The organism is Deltaproteobacteria bacterium (genome assembly GCA_026388545.1).
Lineage (GTDB): Bacteria > Desulfobacterota > Syntrophia > Syntrophales > UBA2185 > JAPLJS01.
This window is the reverse complement of record JAPLJS010000056.1, coordinates 1-24946: the sequence shown is the minus strand read 5'-3', so window position 1 is coordinate 24946 and position 24946 is coordinate 1. Positions and strand designations below refer to the sequence as shown.

Here is a 24946-nt window from a genome sequence, read left to right as displayed (position 1 = left end):
ATACCGTGAGGTCTACGGCGAATATCCTGATCCAGGGTACTACTGATAATGCCTTCTATTTTCCTCAATGGCCTGAGGCTAACAGATGATCTTCGTTTCCGGTAAAATCCTGCGGGCGCACATCAAGAATGTATGTTTTTCGCTTGCAGGTTTTTCCATGTGCTCTCCGAGTACCATATATCGATGAATTCGAGAATGGAGCCTCTTTCTCTTTTCATGATCTCTTCTGCGATAGGACCTCTGAGAAGTTTCTTGATGCTCTTGAACGCGACCCCGTCTTTTTCAGCGTATTGACCAGCGATTTTTTTCGCTTCCGCCTCCAAATCAACTTCTGATGAGATTTGATCAATCAGTCCCATCCGGTATGCTTCCTCTGCCGAATACATTGTCCCGGTATATACTGCCCTTTCCGCGTTCTTCTGTCCCAGTAACAGTTTCATCATCTCAATACTTCCCGCAAACAAGGACGAGTTGAAGTTGATTTCATTGAGAGCAATCTTTGCCTTCCCGGCAACCATGATCCTGTAATCGCAGGCGATGGCGAGCATACAGCCTCCCGCGATGGTGTGGCCGTTGAGCGCCGCAACGACCGGTTTTGGATACACGAACAGGTACGTAGTGAAATCCGTGAACTTGGTGAGATATCGGATAAATGATTCTTTTGGGTAGCGCAGAAACTCCGGAATATCAAAACCAAAAGTAAAAAATTTTCCTGTCCCTGTAAGGATAATAGCACTTACTTCGGCATCGTCGGCAAGGGCCTTCAAACAGTTGGCCATTTCATCAATCACTGTTTCATTAAGGGCATTCACTTTCCCTCTGCTTAGTGTGACCGTAACGATTCCCTGATCATTTACATACTGTACATACTGCATCATTTCACCATCCTTCCATTACGTTTTTTACTTGTTAATGGTTTACGGGCTCATCACTCTCAAAAACCGACTCTATGTGTTTATGGTATCTCGAAGAGCCGCCGGGGGCTCCTTGTTAATATTTCATTCCCCTTTTCCTTAATGAGAATCATATCTTCCAGCTTCACAACCCCGGCAGCCTCATCCATCATGTGAATATCCAACGCGATAACATAATTCTCGCCGACTTCGGTATGGTCATACTCTGAAGGTATGGGAGGTTCGTTCAGTTCCAGGCCGATCCCATGACCGATAAGCCGGGACTTTTTCCCTTTACCGAAATTTTGAAAATGATCTGATCTTCCGAGTTCTTTCGTCTTTTCAATAGCAATTCTATAGATTTCACTGCACTTCATTCCAGGCTTGATATGATGGATGAGGTGATCAGCAATGGTCACCAGATCGTTAAACATGGATTTAATCTCAGGAGAGGCCTTTCCCAGGCAATATGTTCTCGTCTGGTCCGCGTGATATCCTTCAACCAGTGTGGGGATATCAACGATGACAGTATCCCCTCGTACTATCTTCCGCAGTGAGGGACCCGCAGGCACGGATGAACTTAGCCCCACACCGGTGATGGTGTAAACAACACCGCTGATCTTGAACAGGTTTGGTCCCGACGAAATTGGTCCTCTACTCATGAAGAAATCGGGTTGCCGGATGAAGAAAATCCCTTCATGCCCTGCAAGTCGATGAGCGTTTTCAACGGCGGCGGCAAGTTCAAGTTCAGTGATCCCTTCCTTCAGAGTAGCAAGAACCGCTTCATGGCCCCGGTGAATTGCATCACAAGATTTCCTGATTTTTTCTATCTCAGAGGCATCCTTCCTCTTTCTCTGTTCCAGGACGAGGGGAGATACATTTACAAATTCATAACCGGAAAATATCTTTTCCATCTCCTTGAACTGTTCTACGGTTACAATATCCAATTCGGCGCCGACCCTTTTACTTCCCAATTCCCGCCCGGAGAACATTTCTTTGAATATATTTCCCAGACGACGTTCTTCTCGAATGTTCTCTTTGTTGACAAAGACGTCGTCCATAGCGAATTCAAAACCGCTCCTGACAAATAAGAAATAATCGTCAGGCAAAACAACCAGATATGATGGCTGTGCCGTGCCTGTGTAGTACAATATATCCCGGGAATAGAAGAGCAGAACTCCCCCTAACTCTTGTTCTCCGATTCTATCTTGCAGGATTTTAATTCGGTTTTCTCGGTTCATAAACGACACCTCCTTTTCAATAAGAACCCAAGTATGCCTGCCTCGTTAATAATTTTCACTGTATTTTATCAACAACCGAATACGCTAACCAGGATGATTAAATATAATTAGCAATGTTAACCATAGGGGAGACGCCGACTCCTCCTGGAAATGATTAATTTTGAACGTTAACATACTTACAAAATGGGTTTGATTTACTCGGGGATTGGGTGGGTTTATGTAAAGTGGATGGGCGATGTATCGAAAAAGTTTGATTGACATCGGAGGTTACTCCAGTGCCTTCCGTTGCCATATCTTTAGAATCATGATGGCTTTATCTTCAGGCAAGGGATGCAATCCCCGCTCATAGTTGGAGAGGGTTTGCCTTGTCACGTCCAGTGCTTTGGCCAGTTCTTCCTGACGAAAGTAGTAATCAGCCCTGAATTGCCTGATGATCGCTTGATTAGCCATCAGAGATTCTGCGGTTTTCGGAATATCACGAGAGGGAGATTCCTGCCTGTATTTTTTCTTAGAAACCGGTCTTTTCCGCCGAAGCGGCAATTTAGCTCTTTCCTTGGCATCGGCTATCCGCCAGAGGTCTTCTGATAATTTCACGGTAAGTGCTGTATTAAGCCAATCTTTAAAGTACCCCCTGCTGCGCGCCATTGGTTCTAAGACTGGAATACTTTCTATCACACCTAAGTCTTCGAGGCGCTGATGGGCTTCGATAAATGTATCAACAGTCTGTCCGGGGTGCCTCCAGTTTATCTCTTCACCGCAAAAATCTAAAATAGTCTTCGGTGTAGCACGGGCAATCATTCCTTTTTTTCCGGCAACAGTACCGACGATGATCCAGTAGGTCCCCAGTTTTTTCGTCAAGGCATCATGGTAAGGACTGAGGTGTAACAGAGACTTGCTGTAATACCCGATCCAGAAAAGTCCCTCAGGGTCGAGGAAATGAGACAGTGCCTGTCCGCAACGAAAACGAAAAGATGTCCACTTCTGCCCTTCATGCTTGTATTCTATATCCAGTATATCTAAGAGCCTGTCCGGACGGTCTTTACCGAATGTAACCTCTCCACCTGTTTTGTAATCACTCCAGGACATGGTCAGACGCATATCAGCAAGTCGCAATACCTCTTGCTTAAAATCATCATAGAGATTCTGTGTGCTGCCATGTCGGACACGAACGCCGCGTAATTGAGCAATATCTTCAAGACTGATCCTGGCAATTCCCCTTTTAGGATCCTGTAGTTCTGCAATACGTGACATCAGAATCAAGAATACATCTGCAGTCTCAACTGATAGATTTTGTACAGCATTTCTCAGACTCCCGGAATAGATGAAACTGAGGCGGGGTGTATAGTAGAGCGCTATGGAATGATGAAAACGATTCCCGAAATCGGGTGGTGGTGCAAAAAAGAACATTATATGCCCAGCCCTTGATTCATATTTGTATAATGGGCGACCATATAGGTCAGACTCCCACATGCTTTTTGGACCACCTGCATAAATAGCTCGTAACGCAGAATGGATCAAGGGGCTTATTGGAATGGGTAGTCTTTTGTTTTCATGATCTAACTTCCTGTCAGGTATCTTATTGATTTCAGGATGAGGTGGGAAATCGCGATCATGTCTTCTGACTGTCTTAATCATTTTAATCACTATAAGACGTTTGAAAAATAATCATGTCTTCATTACGGGAGAAGCGAAGCAATCTTACAACATATTCGAAAAAGGCGCTTTTCAGATATTGCGCATTCATCACATAGAAAGCAGCCAAGATCGTGAGTTATTGATTTTAAAGTATACAGTAAAATAGAAGGCATTATCAATAGTAACCTGGATCAGGATACTCGCCGTAGACCTCACGGTATATATCGCAAATCTCCTGGATGGTTGTAAGGTCTTTCACTGCCTCTATACAGTAGGGCATGACATTCTTGCCCTTCTCGCAGGCATTTTTGAGATTCTTGAGACATTTTTTCACAGCTTTATTGTTCCGCTTCCTTCGAACCATGTTTAAACGTTTTATCTGCTCGATTTCCAGAGTATCCTCCACCTCAACGGGTTTTATGGATATTTTCCCATTTGAATTATATTTATTCACCCCAATCATAATTTTTTCGCCAGCATCAATCTGCCTTTGGAACTTGTAAGCTGCATCAGCTATCTCCAACTGTGGGAAACCCTTTTCGATAGCGACTACCATGCCGCCCATCCTGTCGATCCTGTAGATGTAGTCCCAGGCCTGCTGTTCCAATTCATTTGTGAGTGCTTCTACAAAATAGGAACCGGCAAGCGGATCAATTGTATTGGCCACCCCTGTTTCCTCTGCGATGATCTGCTGGGTCCGGAGAGCAAGCTGCAAGTCATGGTCAGAGGGAAGACTAAGAACCTCGCACAACGAATTTGTATGGAGAGACTGGGTTCCTCCAAGGACAGCCGCCAGGGCTTCCAGTGCTGTTCGGACAAGGTTATTGTAAGGCTGCTGGGCAGTGAGAGAGCAGCCCGCGGTCTGTGTGTGGAAACGCATCCACCAAGACCGGGGCTTCCTGGCTTTGAAGCGGTCACGCATAATCCTTGCCCACATCCTCCTTGCTGCCCGAAGCTTCGCAATTTCTTCAAAGAAGTCAATTTGGGAGTTGAAGAAGAAGGAAAGTCTCGATGCAAATGAATCAACTTCGAGTCCCTTTCTTCGGATTACAGCATCAACATATTCTATTCCGTCACGCAAGGTGAAAGCAAGTTCCTGAACCGCCGTGGAGCCTGCCTCCCTGATGTGGTACCCGCTGATGGAAATAGTGTTCCAATTCGGGACGTACTTCACACCAAATTCCACAGCATCACAGACAAGTTTAACTGATGGATCGAGGGGACACATCAAGGTCTTCTGTGCAATGAATTCCTTGAGCATGTCGTTCTGAATGGTTCCGGATACTTTGGTCAACGGGATACCTTTCAAATCAGCAACAGCGCAATACATGGCCCAGATGACAGTGGCAGGCGGATTGATGGTCATGGCGGTTGTCACCTTGTCCATGGGAATTCCATCGAGAAGGGTTAAAAAATCTTGCAGGGTATCGACGGCAACACCGCATTTTCCACATTCTCCACGGGCCTTTGGCGAGTCTGTATCGTAACCCATTAGAGTTGGAAAATCGAAAGGAATGCTGAGACCTGTTTGCCCCTCCTTGAGAAACTTATGCCATCGTCTGTTGGTTTCCTCGGCAGTGCCCATCCCGGACAACATCCTGTAAGTCCAGTATTTCCCTCGATAGCCTGTCACTTGATTTCCGCGCAGGAACGGAAACTGTCCCGGGTACCCGATATCACGGACAAAGTCTATGCCTTTTATATCCTCAGGAGTATAAAGCCTCTTGATCTCTAAGCCAGAAATGGTCGTCCAATGAGATTTTTCGTCGTGGTCTTTGGAAACACGTTTCCGAACCTCATCTTCCCACTTTTTCTGTAGACTGCTTGATTGATCCAATAATTCTTTTGCAAAGTACATGGGTCAATCGCCCCTTGTCTCAAAAAATTCTTTCGATTTCATAAGCCAGCTCCGTCTTTCCTTTGTCACCATAAAAGCAGGTGGTATTTGGAAGAACTTGCTTTGTTCTATACGCCAATGCTTGTATTTCTTCGGGCGTGGGAACACGCCAGGGCAGACCCTGGATGGGCAGATAGGCATCTATTCTGAAGGGGATGGATCGGTCCACGGAAGCGATGAAGGCGGCGATCCGCAAAATTTCTTCCTCATCGACGTAGCCGGGAATAAAAACTGTCTCCGTATGTAGCAATAGGAATTTACATGAGGCGATCTCGATGAAGTTCTTCAGGATGATCTCGTTATCATCGTTTGTATAATCTCGATGCAGGGAGGGCGTGACGGCCTTGATGCTGAAAATGATCTCGTCCAGGAGCATCAGCGGCGGAAGAATCTTGCCGTTTGTGAGAAGAAGGAAGGAGCAGCTTCTATGCTTTTTCAGGGAGTCCAGAATCACCGGAAGAAGAGGATCGCACATGGGCTCCGCTCCCATGAGGATGATCTGCTTTAACGGTAGAGGGTTGAGGAGTTCATGGAGCTGATGGAGCGACAAAAAGCGGTCAGGCCTTTTACTCTTGTAGCCATGGTCATAGATCCGGAAGCGGGTTTCGGGAAGGTGACAATCAAAAGCCTCCTTTTTAAGAAGGCAGAGCCGGCAGCTCAAATTGCATCCCCAGAAGAATAGACAACATATACCATATTCCCGGGAGTAGGTTATATGGTAGATATTTGTCCGCGGTGAATTGTTCTCTGTCACGGCACAGTCCAAGAAAATGGCTATTACCATTGATATGATATCGCTCGTTGAAAGAATAATAACACACATGCAGGATAAAAGGTGATTAATATTTTAAGGCTGTTAGCTCTGGCGAACGTTCAAAATTCATACATGCCTTCTCCACGAACAAGGGATCATTGGGTAATGCGCCGGGTTATGAGGGTCTCGCGGCCTCTGCGAACCAACAGCTGGGCAACGCTTCTGATATTTTCTTCACTATATAACGTGAATTCATCCTTATAATATTCCCTGAAGATCTCCTCAGCCAATTCGTTACCCTAATATGAGAGTTAATCTAATCAGCAGTGATTTGCAGGTATTTTCCAGCTACCTCCTCAGCGAGAGTGACAGGGTCCGTTTCACTTTTAAGCAGTTTATCGATCATGCGGTCCATCTCGCCTTCCATAATTAGTTGGTTTAAGATTGGGTCAAGAATGCATGAAGCAAGGGCATCGTTTAATTCATGAAATGATCGACGACGTATACGATCGACGATCGTATTGTTGTGGACGAGATACTGGTAATGATCCCGGATCGTGGTTGACACATCTTCAATGCCCTTTCGGAACTTCTCTGGTTCGAAGACATTCTCAACAGTAAGAATCGGGGGTCGCCATTGGCCTGACTTGATTGGCGACATGTCAAGAATGGTCATCAATTCCCTCTGAAGCTTATTTGTTCCATCACGGTCTGCCTTGTTGATGACAAAGATGTCGGCAATCTCCATGATGCCGGCTTTGAGAACCTGAATTTCGTCGCCCATTCCGGGAACGAGGACGAGCAAAATCGTATGGGCATAATTCATGATCTTTACTTCTTGCTGACCCGCACCCACCGTTTCCACAAGTATGAGTTCTTTCCCCATGGCTTCCAAGACATGGATCGCCTCGCCGACTGCATTCGAAAGTCCTCCCGTTGCGCCGCGTGTAGCCATGCTTCTCACAAAAACCCCCGGATCCTCTGCATGCCGTTGCATGCGAATTCTGTCACCTAGAATTGCACCTCCGGTAAAGGGGCTGGTGGGATCGATGGCAAGAACGCCTACAGTTTTTCCGAGCCTGCGGTTCCATTCGATGATGCCATCCACCAGTGTGCTTTTCCCCGCTCCCGGAGATCCGGTAATTCCCACAACATGAGCATTACCTGTATGACGGAAAATCTCCTTGATGACCTGCCGCGCTTCGGGAGTATTATCTTCAATATTCCTTATGAGGCGAGAGGCGGCACGGACATCTCCTTCTCTGATCTTTTTTGACCTTTCCATGATTTAGTCCTATTTTATGCTGAGGCACTACTTCTTCTGGTAGAAACTCTTTTATAACTGAGGAGGACTCTTAGCCTGAAGCTTAAGAAACATGGCAAACATATTTTGGATGAATATACTAAAAGCATAAATCAATAAATCCTGTGATAGAGGACGGCTAAAGACGGACGCAACTCTACGGGGAGGGGTTCACACCCAAGCTGATCGTCTCCCTGCTCCTTCGAACCAATAGCTGGGCAACATTTCTGATATTTTCCTCACTATATACGGTGAATTCATCTCTGTAACACTCCCTGAAAATTTCGTTCGAGATTATATCATTGTCTTCTCGTTCTTCCATTACCCTGGACAACATTTTCAGCGCCGCTTGACGGGCGTCCCTGAAAGCGCTCTCTACATGTGAACCGATTATAGGGCCCTGATGGCCGAGGCCCAAAATCTTCGGTTTGAGTGACTTCATGCGATTGATGGTGTGTAAGTACTCAATAAAATCGCACAAGAAGAGGGGTAAAAATCCCCGTCCGGGGTAATGAAATCCCAGAGAGTCTGATAAAATTAATGCGTCAATGTTCGATATATGGACGACGATATTCCCCGGAGAATGTCCTCCTACTTTTATGCATCTCAGTACAATATCTCCCAGGTCGATCTCATATTCATCCTTTACGGCAACGTGAATTTCGGGAAAGAAAAATTCTGTTACCGGTGAACGCCCTGGTCTGTTTCCAATATGTGACAACATACCTGACATGAATCGGTCTTCCTTCATCAAAACGGGCAACGCTTTGGGGTGAGTGAGAAACTCCTTCGCTCCCTTTCCCGCTACCAGCATGGCTTCCGGGAACTTCTCACGGAGTCCTCCCAGGCCGGTGACATGATCAGCATGTGGGTGAGTTACGACAATATATTGAGGAGAAATATTCAATGAATCCAGTTGCATGATGACTGAATCCACGACTGCTGAAACGCCCACCTCGATAAGAGCCGAGGCATTCTTGCCTTTTACAAGATAGAGATTAAAATAATAATTACCCAGAACCCAGAAATTATCCGCCAAGGCTATCGGGAATTTATCAGACATTTCTAACGTGCGTTCCCGAACTTCACTGTACAAATCTTCGCTTCTTTCATTTTGAATCATTTTAATCTCCTTTACTAAATAGAAATTTAGGTACGGTTAAAATTTTTAACGAATAGTAACACATGACCTAATGCGTCGACCGGCGTGATTAAAAGAGTTAGCGATGTTAACCATACCGGAGACGCCGATTCCTCCTGGAAACGATTAATTTTGAACGTTAACATACTTACAAAATGGGTTTGATTTACTCAGGGATTGGGTGGGTTTATATAAAAAGGGAACGTCCTTTTTATTTTGCCGGCGCCGGTGCAGCCGGTACGATGGTATCAACGGCAGTCTTGGCTTTTGCTTCGGCCTCGTGCTTTTGGACCCATTCGGATTTAGGCAAGACATCGGGTATGGCTTTTTCAAAGACGCCGAAATTCCATAAACCCCAGAGGACGGCAAGGATCACTATAAGCGCAACAACCTTGTTACGACCGGTCTTGCTCTCGGCATAAGGGTCAATCAGGTCGCGGCGCGAGCCGGGCGGAGGGCTGGCTATGGCGGTAAGTGAACTGCCGAAGGGGATGTTAATGCGGGCGCGGGTATTTATTGCCCAGCCGTTGGCGTCAAGGATGGGGCAAAGATTGCGTTGCCTTAGTTTAAGCCAGGCAATGATCATCGATGGGCCCGATATCAGGAGCAGGAGGACAGCAATGCCCACCGGCATCCAGAAACCGAGGCCGAAAAACGCCTGAAGGAACATGCCCAGGGCCGCAGTAATGCCGCCGACGGCAACACCGAGGGCGGCGACCACCCCGATGTCGATTTTGGGTTTTGCTGCAGGCGCCGCTCCGGAGACAGCCTTTTTACCCGCGGTAATGGAGGATGTCATGACCTTGTCGGTGGCGGCGGCGTCGGCTGCCGCAGCGCGTTTGGCCACCTGCTCTCCAATAAAACGGATTACACGCTTATAAGGGGACCAGAAGGCCTGACGGATACTGATTGGGTTGTCGACGATCTTAACAATAGTTGCATGCCAGTCCCGGCCCTTGCGGTCGTAAAAGATGCCGTTGCGGCCGACCATGAGGTTATCCGAATCGCCGTCTGTGAATGCCGCGGCGATGGTCATCTTTTCATCGGTGTCCTGGCGTGTGAGGTCACAATAGGCCAGGAAAATCCTGCTCAGATGAGCCAGTGATGCATGCTTGCCCATATCGTCAACGTGTATGCACAGGTCGCAACTGCGTTGATCGAGGTACAAAGTGCCGGCCTGGAATATCGCTTTGTCCTTGCGGCCATAGAAATCATGGAATGAAACAAAATTGTTCAGCAGTTTATAGAGATCCCGGTTATAGCGGACGAGCCGGTCAACATCGGCAATAGTATTTGCTTCTGATTCCAGAGACTTATCCTTTTCAATCAGCGCGGTGACGGCATTTTTGCCCGCACCGGCTAAGATTTCACGGACGCGCTTCATGCCGAGTGTTTCGACGATTGTTCCGGCTTTACTGCCACTCCAGCCGTCAAACCCTGTAAAACGGTCTTTTATAGCGGACCATTGCCTTTCAGTAAGCATGGACGTGTCGCCAAGCAGAGGCTGGATGACCGCAGACTGAAGCCGCGCGATGGTATCTGCCCATGCCGGGTTGAGATCTTCTTTTAATGGCAGGGGTTTGCCGGCTTCGATGCGCGAAAGGGGGAAGCCGGAGACTTCAGGGGCCGTAATTTCCATATCCTTCGCGGCAATTTCAAGATACTCGGACTCCTGACGATTCAGCGCCTCAAGGGCCCGTGGATCGAATGCCGCAAGCCGGCAGCGGGCGAAATAATCGTCTACTTTGGCTTTAACTGAATTCAGAATTGCGGCGGCGTCAATAGTGGCATCACCCATCGGCAGGAGATTTGCCGCGTCACTCTCCGCCACCGCCCACCAATCGGAGTAGGCTTGCAGTTCCGCGAAAAACATATCACATTTGGCCTGATCTATGCCTGGTTTACCGCTGCGGTCCGTCTCAGCGCCCAGACACGTTATGATGTCATTAATAACCACCCTTACCGCTTCATCATCGGCGGCTTCAGCCGGGATAATTCCATCGCCGTTAAAATGGGTCTCTGCGAAGATCTTTTCGGTATCAGCCGTATCTTCAATGCTGATTGTTGATGCATCCGGTTTGCCGAGGTTCGTCAGTATCTGCCTGGCTGATGCTAACAATTGCCTGCCTTCCGGTGCAGCAGTGTTAATAGCGTCCAACGCCAAGGAAGATGAGGATTTCAGAAGTTCGTCCGGGTTTTTCAGGAGAGAGACCGCCCATTTGGTTGCGGCGATGATTTCCGGAACGCGAATCCTTCCATCATGGTCGGTGTCAATCAGGCCGAGCGTTATGGTATCGAACTCAACGCCCCGGGTAGGGCAACTCAGTGCGACCCAGAGTTTCGGGTCGAGCTGATCGAGGGCCATGAGATCGGCTCCTGTTGACAGATGTACCTGGTCAAATCCGCCGGCACGTAAGAATCTCCATGTATGAGTCGGCGTTTGCTGAGAAGATGGGCGGTTGGACATAAAGGGACTCCTTTTTTTGATAGGAAATAACCTTGTCGCTAAAGAAGTATAGGGAAGAGATGTATCTATGTCAACAACAAATGACCGCAATAGATTGCTGTTGATTACGACGTAAAATAGTAACTATACAAGGGGAAGTGATCCCTGTATTTCGAAGAGACATCACTAAATCCCTTGACATTACACACTGCAATGTGTAATGTATTGTGCGGAGGTGAACTATGGCTACAAATCTCGCTATTGACGACAAGCTGATCGTGGAGGCGCAAGCCATCGGGGGTAAAAAAACGAAAAAAGATGTCGTAACGGAAGCCCTTCATGAGTATATTCAGAGAAGAAAACAATTACAGATAACTTCCCTTTTCGGTAACGTTGATTACGCACCGGACTATGACTATAAAAAAACGAGATCGCGTGAATGAAGGTTCTTGTTGATACGTCAATATGGTCTTTAGCCTTGAGAAGAGCCGGTGAGATTTCGGGGGAAGATCGAGTCCTTGTTTCCGAACTCCGGGAACTGATCAATGAGGTTCGGGTAGCCATCATAGGACCCATTCGGCAGGAGTTACTCTCCGGTATCTCGACGAAAGCTCAATTTGACACCTTAAAAGAACATCTGCATGCTTTTGAAGATCTCCCCATTTCCCGGGAGGATTATGACAGGGCGGCAGCATTCTTCAATACATGCCGCCAATCGGGCATCCAGGGCTCCCAGATCGATTTTCTTATCTGTTCCGTCGCCGCAGGCGCCGGTCTGCCAATTTTCACATTGGACCAAGACTTCCTTCTTTATGTAAAACTCCTACCGATTATCCTTTACAAGCCACGGGGGAACTGATGTTCTGGTGCAATAAAGTCATGGTAAAATAATTAGATTTTATGTCCCCAGAAAATATCCCAATTCTTAAAATACGCGCCATGGCGGATCGGCTCAAGATATTATAGGTATGTCAATAGAGATAGTGTTATGTCCCCAGAATTCCCCTATTTTATCCGTGTTTAAGGGTTGTCGTGTTTATGACAATCTTTACTTGATAAAATAGCAGATAAGTTGTTGAATTCATTTTATTATCAAGAACTCCAGCGCTTTCTTAATTCAATCAATCTTTTATCTTTCAAAAGAGATGGATTTACTTCACCAATCCGTTTAAGCGTATCCCCCGTTCCATAGGGCCATTCAGAGGTATTGTCAGGCAGAACAGCAAATAGAAGCGCCAGAACTTTTTCCGGATGCAGGTCAATAAGTTTAGATTTATTAAGCTCGTATATGAATAGACCTTGTTTATCAGTCTTAGATACCAGCGGGAGGATTATGTCGGCAAGGCTTCCGAAGGTGTCGGCATCTGTGAATGCCAGTTCACAAAGGGCAGTAGAAACCCGAGAGCCCTTTGCCTTCTTATGTCTCGGCCATACTTCCGTAAGGAATGTAGATAAATTTGCTTTGTCTGCTTTCTTCCCTGTAAGCCAGTTTTTGGATTGCCATAAGATTTGGACCCGGAGATTGTCATCAGCCTTGAGGAGGATATCTCTCATTTCGGCATTTGTAATAAGACGCTCGCCTGTCCTGGGGAACTTGTTCCACCAAAAGGCTAAAAGAATACCGGATAAAGCCTGTAGATGGCCTTGTTTCTCGATTGTCTTATTGGATATAAGACGAATCATGAAAGATTTCAGGGCTTCGAACAGCTTAAAAGAGATTCGCGGGTTCCAGAAGAACCCCGACCAGAAGGCCTTTTGATCATCGGCATCGCTATTGAGAAAGGGAAGCAGGTTCATCCGTGTCCAACGAGAATCCCTCGCATAGAACCATCCCAGAGAATGGATGAACATTACAAGGGCATGCCGGTGCAGGTTCCCCTCCAAATGAAGCAATTCTTCGACGCGTCTCTTCCAAAACGACGGCAGGCTTTTCTTCTTACCCAAATTATCTATCGCCGGATCATTCATCAATGCCTGGGCCAGTTTGCCAACCGGAGCATTCAGGCCCTCCGTGGCAAAATCAGGATCGTTCTTCTGCCGTACGATGTTCGAGGGTGCGCTTGCCGGCTTTGATTTAATGACGGCAATTAACCGCTCCCATATCTGCCAGAATCGCTCCTGTTGCGTTGCCAAAAGACCCTTGCTGGCATTTAAAAGCCATTCTGAAACGGGTGAAATGATGCCGCAGATTACATCATCCGGCATTTTTAAAATATTGCTACCAATCTGCGCTGAAAAGTCCGTAGAGTCCTTTTTCCGAGCCTCTGCGTATAGGAATGTCCGCCATGCCCATTCGGGATAATCGTTGCGGCCCGCGTTACTGACAAGCGCGGCAAGGGCAAGTTCCGGCCTCTCGGCCGACAATCCGGCAAAGGGATCATTCTCCCTTAATCTGTCAAAATCCGTGCCACTAAGTTCCTTTGCCTTTTGAAGAAGCGTCTCTGGAGGTTCGGTAAGGAGAGCGGAGTATCCCGTTTCTTTCTTGATCCACCCGCCGCGTCCTTCCATTGAATTAGCTGCCTTTTCCGCATACTGCGGCTGCCACTCGGGTGCTTGTTTTCGGAGTTTCTCGCTTTTCCCACTTAGGTCAAAACTGAATCGGCAGCCGTGATCTGCCAGCCAATGAAGCCGGTCTAATATTGTCCTAGCCCGTCTATCGATGTACTCTTTCTTTCCTTCTGATCCCCAAGACGATGGTCCTTGCAGCAATCGTCTTTCAAGCCGCGTTCTCGTTGCCTTTGGAAAATCATTCCATCGTTTTTCCAGGACGAGCAGCAAATCCCTTTGATGGCATCTTTCCCAAAACGAACGTATGCTTAAATTAGTGAGCACTTCACCGGCTTCTTTCCCATTGCAGATACGGGGTTCACCCACGATCCAGATCCTCAAATGGTCAAAAACCGCCTCTTCACCACTCCACCATGCCATGTATTCCTGCTTGGCAGCGCGCGGATCTTTTTCGAGAAGTCTTTTAAAAAGAGTAACGTAATGCAGTAAGCTACTTGATATGCCATGGGTTCTTTCATATGCGTCTCCCTCGGTACTTAAGTCAGGTTCAATCGGTGAAAGATGGTGGAAACCATATCTACCAATTTCCTGCTCAAGGTAGACCGCATGCTCTAAATTGCGTCGGAATTCTCGGACAGCGGCCAAGAGAAATTTATCGGGAATTTCGGCATCACCATAAGGCTTGGGATATTTAACACTTACGCTGACCATTTCGTTGCACTGAATATCCTCTTTACCCCTGGGTGGTTTTGGACCATTCCATCGGGGTCTCTCATCAATAGTGAGATAGGGCCGTCTGATCAAAGCAAATTCTTTGACTGCGGCGCTTGTCCATCCATCCCGATCAATAGAAGTTTTTAATTGATGCCAATCAAGGTCTGCATCTCTTTGCCGCGACCTCCACGCTTCGAGAATATAGCGCCAGGCCTTGCGAACTTCGGGAGGGCAAGCGTCCTTCTCATGTTTCACTAATTGTGAATGGATTAGATCCTGAAGAGCATGATGTACGCCAGATTGCCCGGTAGCCCACCATGCGGCCGCCGGTTGATGACAAATCTTGCTGATCCATACGCTCAAATGCTCCAGGCGTGATGGCAATCGGGGTACATTTATTGCCCAGTGTCCCCGCAGTGCTGCATAATGATCGTCTTGGAGGTTTTTGAGATCTGACTTGGTAGTCGTAAAAGCATCCCATTCACCGAAAGGAAACTCTCTTCTGGCAAAGTGGTTCTGTGGATCGAGTCTGGGTGGTGGTGTATCATCATCAAGCCTGTAGGCATCATAAAAAGGATCAAAATATTGCCGATCCTCACCATAAATATTCAGATGACCTGGAGTCATGTAGCGGATGGCTGGATCAAAAGCGCACAACCATTCTGCTGGGGGTGGATCATCCGCGTTGGAAAACCTCCTTGCCCCTTCAGATGTAGAAACAATGTGAGCGACTTGACCTCTTTCGTGGGGTGAGAGATCCTCAGGACCTTTCCTTGCCATGGCAATGATTTTCTCGAACCATACATTCGGGTCTTTTGCCCTTTCTGCCCACGCTGCGAAGGTATCCCAAAGGGCCTTATGATTATCCGCTTCGTCATATGCAATGGGATATGCTCCTTTTTGCTTCCATTTGGCTTCGGCATCTCCCGCGTTGCCTGCCTGAAAGGCATATACCCCCGCCAAAGATTTTTTATAGCTATTCAGTGCTTCCAGTAGGTAATGCACTGGAGGATCATCGGCAGCATACCCTACAAAAACAACAATATATTGATCTATGATTGATCTGATAAAAGAAGTTGCCCATCCTTCAGCGAGGTAAGCGCGTCCAAAACCTGCGCTGGATAGGACAAAGCCGTCTCCTTCGGCACATTGATACATGCTGTCAACACGTCCATGCAGATGAATTATCCCCTCGAATTCGTCATCACGCAGGGGATCCGGCAAGCGAGGAGGGCGGCAACATGGCAAGGTGGAATCACAGGCTTCGAAAAGGAGATCGAAGTTCGTCGTAACAATTCTGACTCGACCGTCCGGCAGTTTTGCCAAATCCAGCATGATCCGGTGTGCAGAAAGATCTGGCGCTGCGCTTGGTTTAAGTGCCTTTGCAACAGCTCGTTCAATATCTCGGACGGAAAAGTCTCGTTCCAGAAGCCCAAATACTCTGTCGGCAGATATGATCCCAGCCGCCCCCGTGATCCTATCCAATTCTTCTGCAGCATCGAGGAGCCTTCGTGCGGGATCCTGAGCTGTCACACCTAACGTTTCAATGACATGACGCGTCAATTGGGTAAAATCGGGTAGACTGGCACGTGCCCGAGATACCCCCGCCCCACAAATAAAAACGACTCTCCCCTCATCTCTTGCAACAAGAAGATCATCAGGAATTGATGGTCCAGTGGCTACAAATCTCATTTTTTCAGCCCCACATTTTTAAAAAAGAAGGTAGTAGAGTCAGACTTGATACTTGATATTTAATTTTCAAATTTAAAGCCTGACACCATTATACTTAAGGATAGCAATCTGCTGATCGCGGGCTAACCGGATCGCTGCTTTTTTGCACTTCTGGTTGCATGATTTGTTGAACCGGATTTAGGTATGAACTTGATTTTCAGATGGCAGCCAACAGCGTGGGCATATTTTTTCAGGGTTGTCAGGGATGGTGCATGCTTTCCAGCAGATTCCAAGCGTGAAACAGCACTTTTAGTCGTTCCCATCAACTCCGCAACCGCCTCTTGGGTGAGACCGGACTTTGAACGTGCCGACAACATCTCGCGGACAAGAGTATATTCTTCTTCCAGATCATTATATGCCTTGCTGAATCCTTTCCGTTTTTGGGCATTCTTGAGAAATGCCTTATGGTCGTGGGAAACAGGTTCGTATTTTAATTCATCCATTCTGTACCTCCTTCATCCTTTTCCGGGATATCTTCAGTTCCCGCTCTGGCGTGTCCGGTGTTTTCTTGATAAACGCATGAAGCATTACGACACGTTGGCCGATGACAAAACAGTAGAACACCCGTCCGATGCCTTCGCGACCTCGGGGCCTCAATTCGAAAAGACCGCCACCGATAGCACGTGAATGCGGCATGCGCAAATTCGGCCCGAACTCCATCAACAACTCCACGATCCGTGCATAATCGGCTAATATGCCGTCAGACCAGCTTTCGATTTCAGCTTTAACCCGTGAATGGAAGTAGACGATGGAATAACTCATGGCTGTTGGTTAGCATATATGCTAACATATGTCAATGGCAATTTTTCATAACCGTTTGAAAGAAAGCATTTCTATAAAAATTACTGAATACTCTCTCACAGGAATAAGTACGCATCAACCGGATGAACCTTAAATCGGTTCCGATCATTGGTCATTCAGGCCATTGTTCAGGCGAAGTCGGAAAGAAATCGATATCCTGGTGTCCTCTCACTCCGGGGATTTCCAGACAATTTCACACTGATCATTTTGGACTGGTAAAATAGGGTCATGGGGGGTATAAACTGACCACTTACGGCAAGAATAATTCCCAAAGTCTGTATAATCCCCCTCCGCTTATCCATCCCGCCGGGAAGGGGAATGCAACTTTGTTTGAGGCGTCACTTTTGTTTGAAAGAGGAAAATGAAAAGGAAACAAAGAATCTTTTCAAAAATAACAAAAAAACGGATCGTCCTTTTCCTCAGCATTTGTTTTGTTATTATCGCTACAGGCGTAGTACTTTATTGCCTGTACATTTCCTTTTTGATCGATAAACGTTTCTCGGCGAGAAGATGGAGTATACCGTCAAAAGTCTTTTCAGATACTACCCTGCTCTTTCCGGGGCAGTGGGTCAACCGGACCCTCTTTGTCAATAAACTGCATCGTCTCGAATACCGGGATGTTACGCATGTGCCGGGAAAGAGTGGTGAAATGCGGATTGTGGAATCGGCTGTTGAATTGTTTCTCCATGACCTGGAAATGCCGGCCAAAAAGCGGGATGGCTTTCCCGTAAAAATTGCGTTACGGAATCAGGAAATTGAGAGCATCACCCGTCAGGATAGTAATGAAAATTTGCCTCTCCTTGAACTGGAGCCGGAAAAAATCATGCTGTTTTTCGGTCCCGAAAGGCAACAGAGACAGCTCGTTTCCATCGATCGCGTTCCTGCATATCTCATTCACGCCGTTGTAACCGCGGAAGATAATCGATTCTACGAACATCACGGGTTTAATCTCCAGTCCATTCTTCGGGCCCTGTACGTCAATATACGACACGGGACGATCCGGCAGGGGGGATCGACGCTGACCCAGCAACTGGCCAAGAGTTACTTCCTGACGCCGGAAAGAACGTTTGCCAGGAAAAGCAAGGAACTACTCATGGCGCTCACCATGGAGGTCATGTATAAGAAAAATGAACTCCTTGAGATATACCTGAATGAAATTTACTTAGGCCAGAAGGGATCCGTATCGATCAACGGTGTCGGTGAAGCCTCTTTCTTCTATTTTGGAAAGCCCGTTGAAAGTCTCTCCCTGGCTGAGGCAGCGACGATTGCGGGGCTTATCAAAAGCCCCGGTCTCTATTCTCCTTATGTGAATGATACAAAGTGCAGAGATCAAAGGGACAAGGTTCTCCGCGACATGGCAAAGCTCGGCTACATTTCCCCGGAGCAGATGGAAAGCGCCCTTGCGGAGCTGCTTAAGCCGGTTGGTTTTACGGCATATGGAAAAAAAGCCCCCTATTTTGTCGATTACCTCTCAAAACAGCTTCCTTCCCTGTACTCTGCTGAAGTCCTTACTTCACTCGGGCTGTCCGTCTACACGACACTGGATACGCAGGTTCAGGAGGCTGCAGAGAAGGCCCTTGAAAGGGGATTGGCCCGTCTGGAAAAGACCTATCCATCCCTGAAGCGTTCCAATCCCGAGCAGAATCTCCAGGGCGCCGTCATCGTGATGCAGCCGAAGACGGGATATATCCTTGCCATGGTTGGCGGCCGGAATTACGGTACAAGCCAGTTTAACAGGGCTGTCCAGGCGCGCCGGCAACCGGGGAGCGCGTTCAAACCCTTCGTTTACCTGACCGGCCTTGATCAGTTTACACCGGCGACGCTCCTGTCCAATACTCCGAAACAGTATGAAGTTGACGGGAAGGTGTGGACGCCGCAGAATAAGGGGCCCGTTTCCGAAAAGGGGGTCAGAATGAGAGATGCCCTGGCACGATCGGATAACCTGGCTACCGTCGATCTTGCCATGAAAGTCGGTCTGGACCGGATTGTGAACACGGCAAAAGTCTTTGAGTTTTCAACGCCCGTAAAACCGCAGCCCTCTCTCGCACTGGGGGCCTATGAAGTCATTCCCCTCGAACTGGCAAGGGCTTACTGTACTTTTGCTTCCGACGGCCTGGAGCCTTATCCCCTGTCCCTGAAGGCCGTTGTGGATGAAAGTGGGAATGTCCTGGAACGAAGGCACATGACCATTCAGAACATAATCTCCCCGGAAAAAGCGTATGTCATGAGCGATATGCTCAGAAGTGTGGTGACAGAAGGGACGGGAAAATCCCTTAAAAACATGGGAATTTCTTTTCCCGTCGCAGGAAAGACGGGAACAACGAACGATTACCGTGATGCCTGGTTCGTCGGGTATACACCGGATATTTTGGTGCTGGTATGGGTGGGATTCGATAACGGGGAGAGCGTATTCGTGGAAGGAGCTGTTGCCTCACTGCCGATTTGGGCTGATCTCGTGAGTTCCATACCGCAGTACATATCGGGTGATTGGTTTATGGTGCCTCCCGGCGTTGTTAAGAGAAAAATCTGCTCGCAAAGCGGGCAGTTAGCTATCGAATCAAAATGTCCTGAGCCGATGGAAGAGGTCTTCCTGACCGACAATATACCTGCCGAATACTGTAAAATTCCTGAGCACCAGATTTATTCCGGCGGAACGTGGAAGAAGTGGTGGAAGAAGGTATGGAGGAAGTAGGAGATGAACAGCAAGACGATTCAAAAAGGGGTATTGTATTTATTTTTTCTTTTCCTGTCAGGCTGTGCCGCGATTGTTCCGGCGCCGCAGAAACATCCGCAGGCCACAACCCCGGAGACGACAATAGAAAAAAAGGAATTGCCCGAGGCAAAGCCCCGCCCTCGGGAAGTGGCGTCCCTTCATTTGACGGAACAGGGACAGATGCTCCTCGAAAGGGGTAAGGTCGATGATGCAATCAGTGTTCTAGAGCGGGCTGTCAGTATCCATGCCTCGAACGGGAAAAATTACTATTTCCTTGCAGAAGCCTGGCTTAAGAAAGGTAATTTTAAACAGGCCAGAGAGTGGAATCGACTGGCGGAGATGTATCTGGCGGGAGACCGTGAATGGTCACAGCGGGTTTACGACCAACGCGAGAGGCTTAAAGTGCGCACCCGGTGACATTGTTTAGGGAGGATCGGCAAGTCCGCCGCGTGCTCTATGAAGGTGAAAAACATTCACATTTCAGGCGGTTTTAGTCCGCTACAGGTTCAATAGATAGATCGACCTCTTCCAATGTCGGCTTTGCAGTGATCCAGCGCAGCTTCCATCGAGAGACCGGAGTTTGTAGAGGAGTGGCAGAGTCCGAAGACTGGTATTCCGCCCATACGGCCAAAGTGTACCACCAGTTCAAAATTGCCTTGTAACCCCAGAGGTGCACCTTGCTGGCCACACCCGGGTGACCGGCGATTAATAGATCGTACACGTCCCACTCAACTGCATTTCCGGGCAGAATTGATTCCACAGTCTTGGATCGTGAGAGGGCTTCGGTTACACCTTGTACCGATCCGCCTTCCTGGGCCAGCGTGGCATGCGATACAAAACCTTCCACCGCCGTATCGCCGGTATTGCGTATCGAAAGAATCGCTCTGCAGAACGGTATTTCCTTACTCCCGGTTACCCCAAGTTTTGATGGGACAGCCTGAAGGGCTATCTCCAGGCGGCGTTCGTGTCTGTTCGTCACTTCCTTGGCTGTTGTTTCTGACATAATGGCCTCCTCCCTCGGCATGGATGACTGAACATCTTTTTACCCAATTCATTACATAAAAAACTACGCTTTTAAAAGAAATCTGTCAAATGCTGATTACATGAAGCTATTTTCTGACGCAACAAATTTTGTTATTATTTATGTTACGGAATTCACAAATTCCCATTTGTATCAACGAAAATTACTAAAATTATTGAGAAAGTGAGGCATATCAGGAAGCAAAGTTAAATAAACCTTGACATTAAGTTTGGGTCGTACTATATTACCACCACTAGTTATACCCTTCAGCTATAGTAATAGTTGGTCAATAGGGTGCAGTAAAAGTTGGATCAGACATGTTGAAGTGCAAAGGTTGGCCACCATGCTCTTTTAGGGTCTCGGTGGTTTTTTTCTTTCTGTCATAGTTGTAGTCCGACTTTAAGAAAATTTGAGAAAGGAGGATTAAAGCGATGTCAGAAGGTAAAGTAAAGTGGTTTAATGAACGTAAAGGTTTTGGGTTCATCGAAAAGGATGACGGTGGGGATGTGTTTGTTCATCACAGTGCCATACAAGGTGACGGATTCAAGACGTTAGCTGAAGGCCAGCGTGTCAGCTTCGATGTTACGCAGGGTAATAAGGGCCCGGCAGCAGAAAATGTGAAAGCTCTATAGTTTCACAATCGTTACAAAAGAGGCACTCCTCTGTGGTTTTCCATAGACGGAGTGCCTTTTCCTTTTTTATAAACCACATGCGCTTATATGTGCTTAACCTGAATTGTGAAAGTCAAACTCCCTGCCTAAAAGGCGGAATTCCCCGGTAAGGAAAATTTTTATTTTGTATTGCGCCCCTTCCCCCCACCTTCAAGACGGGGTTTGTGGTTTACGCTCCCGGTCATGACTTCACATAAAAGAGGATAAATCATGCAAAAACCTTTAATATCTTTTTTTGTGGTTATCGCTATTATTTTCTTAATAGCTCCTCACTACGACAACAGATTAAGAGGAGAAAGCTCTTTATACCATAAATCCTATAGCGAAACAGTAGAGCAAGCCATAGTGAAATCTGTTTTATGGGCGAGCGACGAACAGATTCGCAGATTGATTACTATGGTAGAGAAAAAATATGGCAGTGATATCATGCAGATATCAAAAAAGTATTACGCTTGCCCAAAAGATATTAAAGCTATTGCTATTGTTGAGTCTTTAATGGATGAGGAGGCCGAATCAAGTGAGGGCGCAATAGGCCTGATGGGCGTTAAACGAACGACCGGGGAGGAAATGGGTTTTCATGACATCGAGCACCCAATTAATAACCTTAAAGCCGGAACAAAATATTTTAAAGTAATGCTCAATAAATTCAAAGATCGAGACTTGGCTTTGGCAGCCTATAATCTTGGCCCGGGTGAAGTGGAAAACAGGTTAATAAATGGCTTTAACCCGGAAACAATTGACTATATATGGAAGATCAGACGAGTCAAACAACTTGTTATCTAACGTTGATTCAAAACATTGACACCCCCGCCCTTTTTCTTTATACTTTCCCGCTTGAAGAGAGACAATTTCGGTATTTAATTCGTGATTTATCTAAACAACATAACGCTTGCCTTCGCCGACCGCAGGATTTTTGACAATATCACCTTGATGATTCCGGAAAAAAGCCGGATCGGCCTGGTAGGAGACAACGGCACCGGGAAAACCACCCTGTTCAAAGCAATTATGGGAATGGTTGACCTTGACCAGGGTGCTATTGAAATCCCAAACCGGAAAAACCGGACAATCGGTTATCTGCCACAGGACCTGGTGGAGCTGGAACCCTTCCCACTGATGGATTATCTCAGGAAGAAGAGCGGCATAGCCTCTATCGAACAATCACTGAAGGATTATGAAGGCCGGATGTCCCGGTGTGATCCGGATTCTTCCGAGTATAATGAGATACTTAAGGCTTACGAGGCAACCGCCGCCCGGTTTCAGGCCAGTGAGGGATACCGCTTCGAAGCAAAGGCCAAACAGATACTGAACGGCTTCGGGTTCCGTGAAAGGGATTTCTCCAAAAACTGCACTGAATTTTCCGGCGGCTGGAAGATGCGGATTCTGATTGCCCTGATACTTTTGTCCGCCCCGGACATCATGCTCCTCGATGAACCCACCAACCACCTGGATACGGAGAGCATGGAGTGGCTGGAAAGCTATCTCAAAAATTACCACGGCACCCTGCTCACTATTGCCCACGACCGAGTGTTCCTTGATAAAATGGTCAATCAGATGGTGGAACTGTCGAACCATCGCCTCACCGTCTACAAGGGGAATTACTCCTATTATCTTGCGGAAAAGGAACGGCGTCTGGAGGTGCTGAAAAAACAGATGGCCCTCCAGCGAGCGGAAATCAAAAAGACGCAGGAATTTATTGAGCGGTTCCGGTATAAGGCCACCAAGGCAAAGCAGGTCCAAAGCCGCGTTAAGATGATGGAACGCTATGAAATCATTGAACTTGAACGGAAGGGAAAACAGGTTCATCTTCAGTTTCCCGAAGCGCCGAAAAGCGGCAGGGAGGTAGCCTCCGTCCGGAAGGTTTCCAAAAGTTACGGAGACGTAAACGTTTTCAACGACGTTGACCTGGCGATCCATCGGGGTGAAAAAATCGCTCTGGTCGGCGTCAACGGGGCAGGCAAATCCACCCTGTCCAGGATTCTGAGCGGTACGGAAGAGCCATCCTCCGGGACGGTGACGTTCGGACTCAATGTGAGCATGGCCTTCTTTTCCCAGGAAAGCGCCCAGAATCTCAACTATAACCGGACCGTCTGGGATGAGGTAAATGTGACAGGAACCCGCAGCAATGACCAGGAAAAGCGAAACCTCCTGGGCGCCTTTCTCTTCTCCGGGAATGACATCTATAAGGAGATTGCCGTCCTCTCCGGCGGGGAAAAGTCCCGGCTGGCCCTGCTGAAAATCCTTCTCCAGGATTCCAACCTGCTGATCCTTGACGAACCTACCAATCATCTGGATTTGAAGACGAAAGACATTTTCCAGAATGCCCTCTTTAGCTATACAGGGACGGTCGTCATCGTTTCCCATGACCGCTTCTTCCTGGACCGCCACGTTAACCGGGTGATCGAGATCCGTGACGGTCAATGCTTCGAATATCATGGAAACTATTCCTATTTTATCCAGAAGCGGAGTGAAATGGCCTCAACGGTTCAGGAGGGGCCTGGCGAACTGCCGTCTCAGAAATCAGGGGGATCATCTGATACCGGGCGGCCATCCGTGGCCGAACTTCCGCCCGGCGATCAGGGTGCGATACCTGGCCGGAGAGTCTTTAAGACAAAAGAGGAAAAGCGGCTGGAAGCAGAGGAACGAAACCGGCTTTCCCGGATCACGAGGGCTTTAAAGAATGAACTTGCGGCGCTGGAGGAACGCATTGCCACTCTGGAAGGAAAGAAGGCGGAGAACGAAAGCACCCTTTGTGCACCGGATATTCACAAAGAACCGCAGAAAATAAAGCAGTTAAATCAGGAACTTGTTGATATGGCAAGGGAGCTTGAAAATCTGTACGCCTCCTGGGACGATCTGACCGGAAAAGTGGAAGCCCACGAGACCGGAAACAATGTTTCTTTATCATACATTGACAAAACTGAACATTGACGGTTTCGTAACAAGTCAGGTTTCTTCTCAAATTGTCATTCCCGCGAAAGCGGGAATCCAGTTTCCTTTTCCTTATAACTCCGGATACATTATATCTATGAAACAGAGACTAAGACTAAACGAGATGGAGTTTGATCGGGTCGTAAAAAGGGCGATCAGACGTATCCCATCGGAAATACGCCGTCATCTGAAAAATGTTCTCATTTCCGTTCAGAAGCGCCCTTCCAAGGAAGTTCGTGAGGAGATGGGCCTTTATCGGAGTGAATCCTTACTTGGTATGTACAGGGGCACATCGCTCATGGATCGTTCCGAGGTATATCCGCCTCTTTATCCGGACACGATTATTTTGTTCCAGGATCCTTTGGAAAGGATGTGCGAGACGATAGAAGAACTTGAAGAACAGATCGGGATTACCGTGGTGCATGAAATCGCGCATTTTCTTGGAATTACTGAGGAAAGGCTTGCTGAACTCGGATACGGTTGACAGGAAAGCAATTGGAAAAAAAGGGCGGTTGAAGAAATCTCCAACCGCCTGGAAAGCCACTCAAT

General features: G+C 47.4%; 20 protein-coding genes. 8 read left to right on the top strand and 12 right to left on the bottom strand.

What is annotated here, in order from left to right:
* Window positions 1–122: 122 nt before the first annotated feature.
* From NTW12_06655 to NTW12_06620, 8 genes are all read right to left on the bottom strand, one after another.
* Window positions 123–878 (bottom strand): enoyl-CoA hydratase/isomerase family protein, encoded by a 756-nt coding sequence (locus NTW12_06655; GenBank protein MCX5846023.1) that lies wholly within the window; start codon window positions 876–878, stop codon window positions 123–125.
* Window positions 879–955: 77 nt separating this feature from the next.
* The gene (locus tag NTW12_06650) at window positions 956–2134 is read right to left on the bottom strand and encodes a Xaa-Pro peptidase family protein (GenBank protein MCX5846022.1); all 1179 of its coding nucleotides are present in this window, start codon (window positions 2132–2134) and stop codon (window positions 956–958) included.
* Between the two features lie 267 nt (window positions 2135–2401).
* Window positions 2402–3541: a helix-turn-helix transcriptional regulator gene (locus tag NTW12_06645; GenBank protein MCX5846021.1), complete on the bottom strand. Its 1140-nt coding sequence runs from the start codon at window positions 3539–3541 to the stop codon at window positions 2402–2404.
* A gap of 403 nt (window positions 3542–3944) precedes the next feature.
* A complete protein-coding gene (locus NTW12_06640; protein ID MCX5846020.1) occupies window positions 3945–5627 on the bottom strand; it encodes a methylmalonyl-CoA mutase family protein in 1683 nt (560 codons plus the stop codon).
* A 19-nt stretch (window positions 5628–5646) separates the two neighbouring features.
* Entirely contained in the window at window positions 5647–6450 is an 804-nt protein-coding gene (locus tag NTW12_06635; GenBank protein MCX5846019.1) for a hypothetical protein, read from the bottom strand.
* 286 nt (window positions 6451–6736) lie between these two features.
* The gene (meaB, locus tag NTW12_06630) at window positions 6737–7705 is read right to left on the bottom strand and encodes a methylmalonyl Co-A mutase-associated GTPase MeaB (protein MCX5846018.1); all 969 of its coding nucleotides are present in this window, start codon (window positions 7703–7705) and stop codon (window positions 6737–6739) included.
* Window positions 7706–7880: 175 nt separating this feature from the next.
* Window positions 7881–8846 carry an MBL fold metallo-hydrolase gene (locus NTW12_06625; protein MCX5846017.1) on the bottom strand — a complete coding sequence of 322 codons (966 nt, stop codon included), beginning with the start codon at window positions 8844–8846 and terminating at the stop codon, window positions 7881–7883.
* Between the two features lie 229 nt (window positions 8847–9075).
* Window positions 9076–11331: a hypothetical protein gene (locus NTW12_06620; GenBank protein ID MCX5846016.1), complete on the bottom strand. Its 2256-nt coding sequence runs from the start codon at window positions 11329–11331 to the stop codon at window positions 9076–9078.
* A gap of 221 nt (window positions 11332–11552) precedes the next feature.
* On the opposite strand from NTW12_06620, the gene NTW12_06615 reads away from it, so the two are divergent.
* Both NTW12_06615 and NTW12_06610 read left to right on the top strand, forming a co-directional pair.
* Window positions 11553–11753, top strand: a complete 201-nt coding sequence (locus NTW12_06615; GenBank protein MCX5846015.1) for a type II toxin-antitoxin system VapB family antitoxin — start codon at window positions 11553–11555, stop codon at window positions 11751–11753.
* A complete protein-coding gene (locus NTW12_06610) occupies window positions 11750–12169 on the top strand; it encodes a PIN domain-containing protein (protein MCX5846014.1) in 420 nt (139 codons plus the stop codon). The genes NTW12_06615 and NTW12_06610 overlap by 4 nt, the downstream gene beginning before the upstream one ends.
* A gap of 233 nt (window positions 12170–12402) precedes the next feature.
* Here the strand turns inward: NTW12_06610 and NTW12_06605 are convergent, their stop codons facing one another.
* From NTW12_06605 to NTW12_06595, 3 genes are all read right to left on the bottom strand, one after another.
* Window positions 12403–16224 carry an SIR2 family protein gene (locus NTW12_06605; GenBank protein ID MCX5846013.1) on the bottom strand — a complete coding sequence of 1274 codons (3822 nt, stop codon included), beginning with the start codon at window positions 16222–16224 and terminating at the stop codon, window positions 12403–12405.
* Window positions 16225–16346: 122 nt separating this feature from the next.
* Window positions 16347–16706 carry a helix-turn-helix transcriptional regulator gene (locus NTW12_06600; GenBank protein MCX5846012.1) on the bottom strand — a complete coding sequence of 120 codons (360 nt, stop codon included), beginning with the start codon at window positions 16704–16706 and terminating at the stop codon, window positions 16347–16349.
* Window positions 16699–17025, bottom strand: coding sequence for a type II toxin-antitoxin system RelE/ParE family toxin (locus tag NTW12_06595; protein MCX5846011.1), 327 nt, complete (start codon window positions 17023–17025; stop codon window positions 16699–16701). The genes NTW12_06600 and NTW12_06595 overlap by 8 nt, the downstream gene beginning before the upstream one ends.
* A gap of 400 nt (window positions 17026–17425) precedes the next feature.
* Here NTW12_06595 and NTW12_06590 point away from each other — a divergent pair, with 400 nt between their 5' ends.
* Window positions 17426–19756, top strand: a complete 2331-nt coding sequence (locus tag NTW12_06590) for a PBP1A family penicillin-binding protein (protein MCX5846010.1) — start codon at window positions 17426–17428, stop codon at window positions 19754–19756.
* A 3-nt stretch (window positions 19757–19759) separates the two neighbouring features.
* Entirely contained in the window at window positions 19760–20194 is a 435-nt protein-coding gene (locus NTW12_06585) for a tetratricopeptide repeat protein (protein MCX5846009.1), read from the top strand.
* Window positions 20195–20267: 73 nt separating this feature from the next.
* On the opposite strand, the gene NTW12_06580 is transcribed toward NTW12_06585, so the two are convergent.
* A complete protein-coding gene (locus tag NTW12_06580) occupies window positions 20268–20780 on the bottom strand; it encodes a hypothetical protein (protein MCX5846008.1) in 513 nt (170 codons plus the stop codon).
* Between the two features lie 449 nt (window positions 20781–21229).
* On the opposite strand from NTW12_06580, the gene NTW12_06575 reads away from it, so the two are divergent.
* From NTW12_06575 to NTW12_06560, 4 genes are all read left to right on the top strand, one after another.
* Entirely contained in the window at window positions 21230–21430 is a 201-nt protein-coding gene (locus NTW12_06575) for a cold-shock protein (protein ID MCX5846007.1), read from the top strand.
* 249 nt (window positions 21431–21679) lie between these two features.
* Window positions 21680–22252 carry a lytic transglycosylase domain-containing protein gene (locus tag NTW12_06570; protein MCX5846006.1) on the top strand — a complete coding sequence of 191 codons (573 nt, stop codon included), beginning with the start codon at window positions 21680–21682 and terminating at the stop codon, window positions 22250–22252.
* An 81-nt stretch (window positions 22253–22333) separates the two neighbouring features.
* Window positions 22334–24397, top strand: coding sequence for an ABC-F family ATP-binding cassette domain-containing protein (locus tag NTW12_06565; protein MCX5846005.1), 2064 nt, complete (start codon window positions 22334–22336; stop codon window positions 24395–24397).
* Window positions 24398–24494: 97 nt separating this feature from the next.
* Window positions 24495–24881: a metallopeptidase family protein gene (locus NTW12_06560; protein MCX5846004.1), complete on the top strand. Its 387-nt coding sequence runs from the start codon at window positions 24495–24497 to the stop codon at window positions 24879–24881.
* Window positions 24882–24946: the final 65 nt, after the last annotated feature.